Raw genomic sequence first — 9,245 nt, 5'->3', positions numbered from 1 at the left:
GTTCTGCACGATCCGCTCCTACCTCGCCACCTTGCGCAAACAGAACCGTTCGCTAATCGATGCGCTGGCCTTGAGCTTTGCCGGAATCGTCGTTTCGCCTCTGACTGCCGCTGAATAGTTACGCGGCGGCAAAGAAAGTAAGTGCCGCCCCGCACAGGGGCAACACAAATAGACCAATAACAAATCAAGGAGAGGCCAAAGAATCCAGATCAAGGAAAGGCCAACACCATAGGAATACAGAAGAACAAACACCGACTACTTCATCGTGCGTCAGCACCCAACGCAGCCAGCGGATGCACCTCCCTCTTCCACGGCGAGGCCAAAAAATGCCGAACCCGTTCCGGCCGGACCTCGGCGAGCGTCGCCGGCGCCCACCGGCACTTACGATCCTTATCGATCAACTGCGCCCTAACGCCTTCGCAGAAATCCCCCTCCTCGATCACCCGCTTAACGATGCCGAGCTCCATCCGAAAGCACTCGGCCAAAGTCATCTGCCGCCCGCGCAGCAAAGCCTCACGCGTGACATAAAGCATCGTAGGCGAATGCCCAACCATCGCATCATAAGCAGCCTGCAGCCACTGCTTCACCTCCCGCGCAGGCTCGCGCTGCAGATCCTGCTGCAACGTCGCGACGATCCGCTCGATACTCGACCGCCGGTCGAAATGCCTGAGGATCAGCTGAGTAAAAGACCCCAACGCAGCATGCGGAATGATATTGCACGGCGGCTCGAACACCCCACGCAATGCCGCCATCAAATCCCCCGCGTGCGACATGCGCTGCAAGCGCTCTTCAAAAGTCCCTAGCCATTCCGCAGGCACACACAGATCCGCCAATTGCAAACGCAACGCATCAGCGCCGGATAACGTCACCCCAGTGAGCCCAACATACAGTTCGACCTCCGCCGGCATCACGCTCAGAAAACGCGTCGCCCCGACGTCCGGCAAAAAGCCAATGCGCGTCTCCGGCATCGCGATCTTGCTGCGCTCCGTGACGATACGCAGCCGCGCCGCCTGGCCGAGCCCCATGCCACCGCCCATGGAGATCCCGTCGAGCAAGGCGACCACGGGTTTCGGAAACGTGTGCAGCGCATAGTCGAGCCGGTATTCATCGACGAAGAACGCAAGCCACCGGCTGTCACCATTCTTCGCGAGCCGCTGCACCTCGCGCACATCGCCGCCGGCACAAAAACCCTTGGCGCCCGCACCTTTCAGCACGAGGGCAACGATGCCGTCATCGGTCCGGCAATGCTCGACCAGTACGGCAAGCTCTCGCACCATCGCGTGCGACAGCGCATTGAGCGCGGCCGGCCGGTTCAGCGTGATGATCGCCACACGGTTGACGACGCGAAACAGAATCTCGCGCTCCGCCTCTGCGCTCGTATCGAGCGCGACGCTCTGCAAGGCGCTCATCGACGGATCTCCTTCTCGACGTTCACAGCCTGCTCAGCAGGCGCTACGTGGCCCACCTGTCCAGCTTGCGTCACCTGCCAGCGTGGCGCACGCTTCTCGAGGAAGGCATTGACGCCTTCGCGCTGGTCGGCGCCGTCGAACAGGTCGACAAAACGTTCCCGCTCCACCGCGAGCGCCGCAGCGCGCGGCACACCGTTGCGCCCCTGGTGGATCAGCGTCTTGCTGAAGCCAACCGCTTGCGGGCTCAGTGTTGCGACACGCGCCGCCATTGCCAACGCGGCCTCCCGCGCTGCGCCCTTTTCCACCACTTCTTCGACGAGACCGATACGCAAGGCGGTCGTCGCATCGACGCGTTCGCCGGTTAGTATCATCCGCTTCGCCCAGCCTTCGCCGACCAGCCACGGCAGCGTCTGCGTACCGCAGCCACATGGCAGCAAACCCACCGCCGTTTCGGGCAGTGCCATCAATGCGTGTTGCTCGGCGATGCGGATATCGCAGGCCAGCGCGCATTCGAGCCCACCGCCCATCGCGTAGCCATTGATCGCGGCGATCACCACCGGCCGCGCGTTCTGCAAGGTCTCGAACGCCGCACCGAAGCGCGTCGCCGCCGTGCGCGCGACTTCGCGATTGCCGTCAGCGAAGGTGTTCAGGTCGGCGCCCGCGCTGAAGAACTTGGGACCGTCGCCAGTGATCACAATGGCCCGCACGCGCGCTTCGCTGTTCAGACGCTCGACGGTTTGCTGCAACATCAGCAAGCCGTCCGGCGTGAACGCGTTCGCGGGCGGCCGTTTGAGCGTCAGCAGCGCGACGGCGCCGTCGTGTGCGTAGTCGAGTTCGATCATCACGCGCCTCCGTCCTTGCGATAGAGCTTGATTACCGCCGAGAAGTCCAGACGTCCCGCGCCCTTCGTGCTCATCGTCTGATAAAGCTGTTGAGCCAAAGCGCCGAGATATACCGGTTGACGCGCGAATTTCGCGGCGTCAGTAGCAAGGCCCAAGTCCTTGAGCATCAGATCGGTGCCGAAGCCGCCGGTATAACCGCGCGTGGACGGCGCGGTTTCGATCACGCCGGGCATCGGGTTATACGTATCCGAACTCCAGCAGCGGCCCGTCGAGGTATTGATGATGCCGCCCAGGACTTTCGAGTCGATGCCGAGCGCCTCGCCCAATGCCATCGCCTCGGCCACGCCCGCCATGGTGATGCCGAGCACGAGGTTGTTGCAGATCTTCGCGACCTGGCCGGTGCCGGTGTCGCCGCAATGCACGATGTTCTTGCCCATCGCCGACAACACCGGCTTGACCTGCTCATACGCGCTCGCGCTGCCACCGACCATGAAGGTCAGCGTGCCCGCCGCCGCGCCGCTGGTGCCGCCCGAGACGGGCGCGTCGACAAAGGTGTTACCGCGTTGCTCGGCAAGTTCGGCAAACGCCTTCACGCTCGCCGGGTCGATGGTGCTCGAATCGATGATCGTCACGCCTTCCGCGATGCCGGCGAAAACACCGTCATCCGCTATCAGCACGCTGCGCACGTGAGTGGCAGCGGGCAGCATCGTCACCACACATTCGACGTCGGTCACCGCGGCTTTCGGCGAACTTGCGGCTTTAGCCCCTGCATCGACGAGTGTCTGCACAGCTTGCGCGTTGAGGTCGAATACGTTGACCGTGTGGCCCGCCTTCAGCAGATTGAGCGCCATCGGCGCGCCCATGTTGCCGAGTCCGATAAAGCCTATTTTCATGATGTCATCTCCTGTGTCGATGGGAGTTGGCGCTTTAGCGCCTACTCCCATCCCATGCAAAGCAATCGACCTATGGGCTCAGCGCAGGCTGATCGTCGTGTTGACGCCGTCGTTGACAGTGTCGTCGTCGAACCAGCGGGCAGTAACCGTCTTGGTCTGCGTGTAGAACTGCACAACCTGCTTGCCATAAGGCCCGAGGTCACCAAGCTTCGATCCGCGCGAACCGGTAAAACTGAAGAACGGCACCGGCACGGGAATCGGAATGTTGATACCGACCTGGCCGATATCGATCTCGCTCTGGAATTTGCGTGCCGCCGCGCCGCTTTGCGTGAAGAGGCCCACGCCGTTACCGAACGGATTGCTGTTGACGAGCGCGATCGCGTCATCAAGCGTCGCGACGTTCAGCACCACCAGCACCGGGCCGAAAATTTCCTGACGATAGATTTCCATCTCGGTGGTGACATCGGTGAAGACCGTCGGGCCGATGAAGTTGCCTTGCTCGTAGCCCGGCACCTTCACGTCGCGGCCGTCGAGCGCCAGCGTTGCGCCCTCTTTCACGCCCGTTTCGATCAGGCCGAGAATGCGTTGTTTCGCGGCGCGTGAGACGACCGGGCCGACGTCCGTGTTCGGCTCATTACCCGCGTCGACCTTCAGCGTCTTCGCCTTCGCGACCAGATCGGGCAGCCACTGTTGCGACGCGCCGACCAGCACGACGACGGAGGTCGCCATACAACGCTGTCCCGCTGCGCCGAACCCTGCACCGGCCAGCGCATTCAAGGTCTGCTCGCGGTTCGCATCGGGCAGCACCACGGCGTGATTCTTCGCGCCCATCATCGATTGCACGCGCTTGCCGTGTTCACTGCCGAGGCGATAGACATGCGTGCCGACCGCCGTCGAGCCGACGAACGAAATCGCCTTCACCAGATCGTGCGTGCAGAGCGCATCGACCACGTCCTTGCCGCCGTGCACGACATTCAGCACGCCCTTCGGCACACCGGCTTCGAGCGCCAGTTCGACCAGTTGCATCGTCGACAGCGGATCCTGTTCGGAAGGCTTCAGCACGAACGTATTGCCGCAGACGATCGCCATCGGGAACATCCACAGCGGGATCATCGCGGGGAAATTGAACGGCGTGATACCGGCGCATACGCCAATCGGCTGACGCAACGTGTAGGTATCCACACCGCCTGCGACGTTCTCGGCGAACTCACCCTGCTGCAAGGTGCCGATCGAGCAGGCGTGCTCGACCACTTCGAGTCCGCGGAAGATATCGCCTTCCGCATCGGGAATCGTCTTGCCCTGCTCGGCGCTCAAGGTCTTGGCGATGCGCGGCGAATGCTCGCGAATCAGCGCCTGGAACTTCAGCATGATGCGCATACGCGCGCCGATTGGCGTGTCCTTCCACGTCTTGAACGCGGCGTGTGCCGAGCGGATCGCTTCGTTCACTTCATCAGCGGTGGCGAACGGTACGCGTGCGAGCACCTCTTGCGTAGCCGGGTTGACGATGTCGCGCCATTCGGTGGTTTTGGATTCGACGAACTCGCCGTTGATCAGCAGTTTGACGGTGGCGGCCTGGTTCGAAGCAATTGCGCTCATGCTGGAACTCCTGTGCAGTGGCCGCGTAGCGGCCGTACAGTGACTGGAAATAAAAACGATCAACGCAGATCCGGGAAATCCTCTTCCCAATATTCGTCCGGCAGACGCGCGGGCTCGGCCTCACGCTCCATTTCGCGGCGCCGCAATTCGACGCGGCGGATCTTGCCGGAGATGGTTTTCGGCAGCTCGCTGAATTGCAGGCGGCGAATCCGCTTGTACGGTGCGAGCTTTTCGCGCGAGAACGCGAAGACCGCGCGCGCGAGTTCGGGACCGGCTTCATAGCCCTGACGCACGGTGACGAACGCTTTGGGTACGGACAAACGCAGCGCATCGGCACTCGGCACCACGGCCGCTTCGCCGATCGCTTCGTGTTCGATCAGCACGCTCTCGAGTTCGAACGGGCTTAGCCGGTAGTCGGACGATTTGAAGACGTCATCGGCGCGGCCGACGTAGACGTAGTAGCCATCATCACGACGCAACGCGACGTCGGAGGTGTGGTAGAAACCGTTGCGCATGGCTTGCGCGGTGGCATTGACGTTGTTCGCGTAGCCGGTCATCAAACCAAGCGGACGTTCAGCCAGGGGCAGCGAGATTTCGCCTTCGGTAACCGGTTGATCGTCCGCATCGAGAAGCTCGATCTTGTAGCCCGGCAGCGGACGACCCATCGAACCCGGCACCACCGGTTGCCCCGGCGAGTTGCCGACCTGGCAGGTCGTTTCGGTCTGGCCGAAACCGTCGCGAATCGTAATCCCCCACGCATGCTTGACGCGTTCGATGATCTCCGGATTCAACGGCTCGCCCGCGCCGACGATCTCGCGCAGCTTCACCGGATAGTCGGTGAGATGCTCCTGCACGAGCATGCGCCAGACGGTTGGCGGCGCACACAGCGTGGTGACGTTGAAACGCACCAGCACGTCGAGCGTGTCTTTCGGCACGAAGCGCGGAAAGTTGAAAACAAAGACGCAGGCTTGCGCATTCCACGGTGCGTAGAAGCAGCTCCACGCGTGCTTGGCCCAGCCCGGCGAGCTGATGTTCCAATGGATGTCGTTGGGTTGCAGGCCGATCCAGTACATGGTCGACAGGTGGCCGATCGGGTAACTCTGGTGCGTATGCTCGACCAGCTTCGGTTTGGACGTCGTGCCCGACGTGAAATACAACAGCAGCGGATCGGTGGCGTGCGTCACGCCTTCGGGGGTGAATTGCGGCGATGCATCATAGGCCGCGGCAAGGTCGATCCAGCCGTCGCGCGGCGTGCCGACCGAGATGCGGGTGAGCGGCACGTCGAGTGTGTCGAACTTGGCCAGCTCCGCGCTATCGACCACCACGAACTGCGCGCCGCCGATCTGCACACGATCGCGCACGTCGTCGGCGGAAAGCTGGGTGGTGGCAGGCAGGACGATGGCGCCGAGCTTCATGGCCGCAAGCATGACGTCCCACAGTTCGACGCGATTCGGCAACATCAACAGCAAGCGGTCACCGCGACCCACGCCAACGCCGCGCAGGAAGTTCGCCATGCGCGACGAGCGCGCCGACATCTGCGCGTAGGAGAGACGCAAGCCGTCACTTGCCGGATCATCGACAATCCACAGCGCCGGGTTGTCATTGTCTCGCGCGATCACATCGAAGTAGTCGAGCGCCCAGTTGAACTGGCCTGGCGTCGGCCACACGAATTCGCGGTAGGCGAGGTCGTAGTCGGTTCGGTGGCGCAATAACAGATCACGCGCTTCGAGAAAGCCCTTCGCTGCAGTCATCGTCGTCTCCTGTCGACCAGAGTTGGCGCTTTAGCTGTCGATCGTAGTTCGCGCTTTAGCTGTCGATCGGAGTTCGCGCTTTAGCGCGCTACTCCGATCCCATGCAAAGCTCCTTACTCTGGTCCCATGCAACATGGTTGCTTGTGGCGCGGTATGCGCTCTGTTTTTTGCCTCTGCTTTTTACTACCAGCAGGCTATTTTGCGCTCAAACGCCGTCCTGCTTGCGTTTAAACGTGGCGCGCGATAACCATTCGCTGCACTTCGCTGGTTCCTTCGTAAATCTGCGTGATGCGGGCGTCGCGATAATGGCGCTCCACCGCGTAGTCCTCGAGATAGCCGTAGCCGCCGTGAATCTGGATCGCGTTCGAGCAGACTTCCTCGGCGAGTTCCGACGCAAACAGCTTGGCCTGCGATGCCTCGGACAGACACGGCTTGCCTGCCGAGCGCAACCGCGCCGCGTGGTGCACGAGCAGACGCGCGGCGTTCAGGCGGGTCGCCATATCGGCGAGCATATTGGCAATGGTCTGGTGGTCCTTTAGCGCCTTGCCGAACTGGATGCGTTCGTTCGCGTAGAGGCGCGCGGCATCGAATGCGGCTCGCGCGATGCCGACCGCCTGCGCCGCAATACCAATGCGCCCGCCCTCGAGATTCGACAACGCGATGCGCAGACCTTCGCCTGGTTCGCCGAGCAGATTGGCTTCGGGCACCGCGCAATCGTCGAGCGAAATCGGGCAGGTGTCCGAAGCGCGAATACCAAGCTTGTGCTCGGGCTTGCCGACGTTGAAACCCGGGGTATCAGTCGGCACGATGAAGGCTGACAGGCCACGCTTGCCGCGGTCGGGATCGGTGACGGCAAACACGATCGCGATACTGGCGCGCGAAGCGTTTGTTACGAACTGCTTGTTGCCGTTGAGAATCCATTTGCCGTCGCGCAGTACCGCGCGGGTGCGCAGATTGTTCGCCTCGGAGCCGGCTTGCGGCTCGGTCAGGCAGAACGCACCGATGCGGCGTCCAGCGGCAAGGTCTTGTAGATAGCGGTCTTTTTGCGCGTCCGTGCCGAAGTTCAGGATCGGCCCGCAGCCGACCGAGTTGTGCACGCTCATCAGCGTGGCACAGGCGGCGCAGCCCGCGGCGATCTCTTCGAGGGCGAGCGCATAGGCCACGTAGTCGGTATAGGCGCCGCCCCACTCCGGCGGGACGATCATGCCGAGAAAGCCGAGTTCGCCCATTTGCGTCACGATTTCCGCAGGCAGCTTCGCATCGCGATCCCACTGCCCGGCGTGCGGCGCGAGGCGCTCAGTGGCGAAGTCGCGGGCGGCGTCGCGGATCATCCGCTGTTCATCGGTGTAGAAACTGTCCATTGGCTCGGTCCTGTTAGGTGCATCCAGTCGCGGCGGCGCGGCGTTGCCTCATCGTCTGCGACTCATCGCGGGCGGTGGCCAGCCTGGCCAGGGTGTCTCCGGGCGATGCGGCCCGCGATCGGTTTAGAGCAAGTGTAGGGAAGCTGCTGGACAGGTTCGATGCTCAGCCCGATCATTCTGATTGAGCGCATTTGCCATACCGGTATCATACAAACCCGATTCAGGCCGCATTTTCAAAGGCTTAAGGAATCGTCACAAGGAAAATGTTGAGCGCGTTTGCCAGACAGCCATGAAAAACTTGAAAAACTCCGGGAGCGACAAGGGCACGGTTTCCGTCAGTCTGGTCGAAGAGGCCCTGGCGCTGGCACGAACGCGCGGGGTCGAGGCGCTGCCGCTCGCTGAAGCCGCCGGCATCGCGGCGCCGATGCTGGCGTCGCCGAAAAGCCGGGTCTCGTCGGCGCAGTACGGCGCGTTGTGGGCCGGCATCGCCCGCGCGCTGGACGATGAGTTCTTCGGCCAGGACTCACACCGTATGAAGAGCGGCAGCTTCATCGCGATGACACAAACCGCGCTGACCGCACGTAACGGCGCGCAAGCGCTCGCGCGGGCGGTCGGCTTCATGCGGCTCGTGCTGGACGATCTCGGCGCCCAGATCGAGACGGATGCGCAGCGTGTGCGGTTGCGGTTTATCGAACGCGAAGGCGCGCGGCCACCGGCCATGTTCGCTTACGCGACCTACTTCATCGTCGTCTACGGTCTGCTGTGCTGGCTGGTCGGGCGGCGCATTCCGCTCATCGAGGCGCGTTTTCGCTGCGCCGAGCCGCCTGCCGCGCACGAATACCGCCTGATGTTCTGCGACGACATGAGCTTCGATCAAGCCGGCTCGTATGTCGACCTGTCGCCGGCGTTTCTCGACCTGCCGGTCATCCAGACGACGAAGTCGGTCAAGCCGTTCCTGCGCGACGCGCCCGGCAGCTTCATCGTCAAGTACCGCAATCCCGGCTCGCTGGCCGCGCGCGTGCGCAAGATGCTGCGCGCGCTGCCGATGGCCGGCTGGCCCGCCGCCGACCAGATGGCGCTGCGCCTGCACGTCGCTGAAGCAACAATGCGGCGGCGTCTGAAGCAGGAAGGCTATACCTATCAGTCGATCAAGGACGACTTGCGGCGCGACATCGCCATTGGCGAACTGCAGGACACCGATCGCACGATCGCCGACATCGCCACCGCCGTGGGTTTTGCGGAACCGAGCGCGTTTCATCGCGCGTTTCGCAAGTGGACCGGCATGCGGCCGACCGATTACAGGCCGGCGCGTGCGGATTTCACGCGTCGCGCGGAATCGGACTAAGCTGTAAGGAGCAGGCCAGCCTTTTTCTGGGGTATCGGCCCGCGCCGG

7 protein-coding genes are annotated in these 9,245 nt (G+C 62.8%); 1 reads left to right on the top strand and 6 read right to left on the bottom strand.

Going from position 1 to position 9,245, the window contains the following annotated elements; genetic code table 11:
- Positions 1-260: 260 nt before the first annotated feature.
- The 6 genes from GNZ12_RS42940 to GNZ12_RS42915 all read right to left on the bottom strand — a co-directional run bounded on the left by GNZ12_RS42940 (position 261) and on the right by GNZ12_RS42915 (position 7,852).
- Positions 261-1,409, bottom strand: coding sequence for an enoyl-CoA hydratase/isomerase family protein (locus GNZ12_RS42940; RefSeq protein WP_172318950.1), 1,149 nt, complete (start codon positions 1,407-1,409; stop codon positions 261-263).
- Entirely contained in the window at positions 1,406-2,251 is an 846-nt protein-coding gene (locus GNZ12_RS42935; protein WP_172318948.1) for an enoyl-CoA hydratase, read from the bottom strand. Before GNZ12_RS42935 ends, GNZ12_RS42940 begins: the two co-directional genes overlap by 4 nt.
- Positions 2,251-3,144 carry a 3-hydroxyisobutyrate dehydrogenase gene (gene mmsB, locus GNZ12_RS42930; RefSeq protein ID WP_172318946.1) on the bottom strand — a complete coding sequence of 298 codons (894 nt, stop codon included), beginning with the start codon at positions 3,142-3,144 and terminating at the stop codon, positions 2,251-2,253. The genes GNZ12_RS42935 and mmsB overlap by 1 nt, the downstream gene beginning before the upstream one ends.
- Before the next feature lie 78 nt (positions 3,145-3,222).
- Positions 3,223-4,740 carry a CoA-acylating methylmalonate-semialdehyde dehydrogenase gene (locus tag GNZ12_RS42925; RefSeq protein ID WP_172318944.1) on the bottom strand — a complete coding sequence of 506 codons (1,518 nt, stop codon included), beginning with the start codon at positions 4,738-4,740 and terminating at the stop codon, positions 3,223-3,225.
- 59 nt (positions 4,741-4,799) lie between these two features.
- On the bottom strand, positions 4,800-6,491 hold the full coding sequence (locus GNZ12_RS42920) for an AMP-binding protein (RefSeq protein ID WP_172318942.1): 1,692 nt from the start codon (positions 6,489-6,491) through the stop codon (positions 4,800-4,802).
- A gap of 227 nt (positions 6,492-6,718) precedes the next feature.
- Complete coding sequence (locus tag GNZ12_RS42915) at positions 6,719-7,852, bottom strand: acyl-CoA dehydrogenase (protein WP_172318940.1); 1,134 nt, start codon at positions 7,850-7,852, stop codon at positions 6,719-6,721.
- Between the two features lie 289 nt (positions 7,853-8,141).
- Here GNZ12_RS42915 and GNZ12_RS42910 point away from each other — a divergent pair, with 289 nt between their 5' ends.
- Positions 8,142-9,197 carry an AraC family transcriptional regulator gene (locus tag GNZ12_RS42910; protein WP_172318938.1) on the top strand — a complete coding sequence of 352 codons (1,056 nt, stop codon included), beginning with the start codon at positions 8,142-8,144 and terminating at the stop codon, positions 9,195-9,197.
- The last annotated feature ends 48 nt before the right edge of the window (positions 9,198-9,245 follow it).

The organism is Paraburkholderia solitsugae (assembly GCF_013177695.1).
Classification (GTDB): domain Bacteria; phylum Pseudomonadota; class Gammaproteobacteria; order Burkholderiales; family Burkholderiaceae; genus Paraburkholderia; species Paraburkholderia solitsugae.
The sequence above is the reverse complement of the archived record's forward strand: the minus strand, read 5'-3'. Positions and strand labels throughout refer to the sequence as shown.

Excerpts from the sequence above, each read along its gene's own strand:
- mmsB (WP_172318946.1), bottom strand. The coding sequence starts at position 3,144 with ATGAAAATAGGCTTTATCGGACTCGGCAACATGGGCGCGCCGATGGCG.
- GNZ12_RS42910 (WP_172318938.1), top strand. The coding sequence starts at position 8,142 with ATGAAAAACTTGAAAAACTCCGGGAGCGACAAGGGCACGGTTTCCGTC.
- GNZ12_RS42920 (WP_172318942.1), bottom strand. The coding sequence starts at position 6,491 with ATGACTGCAGCGAAGGGCTTTCTCGAAGCGCGTGATCTGTTATTGCGC.
- GNZ12_RS42915 (WP_172318940.1), bottom strand. The coding sequence starts at position 7,852 with ATGGACAGTTTCTACACCGATGAACAGCGGATGATCCGCGACGCCGCC.
- GNZ12_RS42935 (WP_172318948.1), bottom strand. The coding sequence starts at position 2,251 with ATGATCGAACTCGACTACGCACACGACGGCGCCGTCGCGCTGCTGACG.
- GNZ12_RS42925 (WP_172318944.1), bottom strand. The coding sequence starts at position 4,740 with ATGAGCGCAATTGCTTCGAACCAGGCCGCCACCGTCAAACTGCTGATC.
- GNZ12_RS42940 (WP_172318950.1), bottom strand. The coding sequence starts at position 1,409 with ATGAGCGCCTTGCAGAGCGTCGCGCTCGATACGAGCGCAGAGGCGGAG.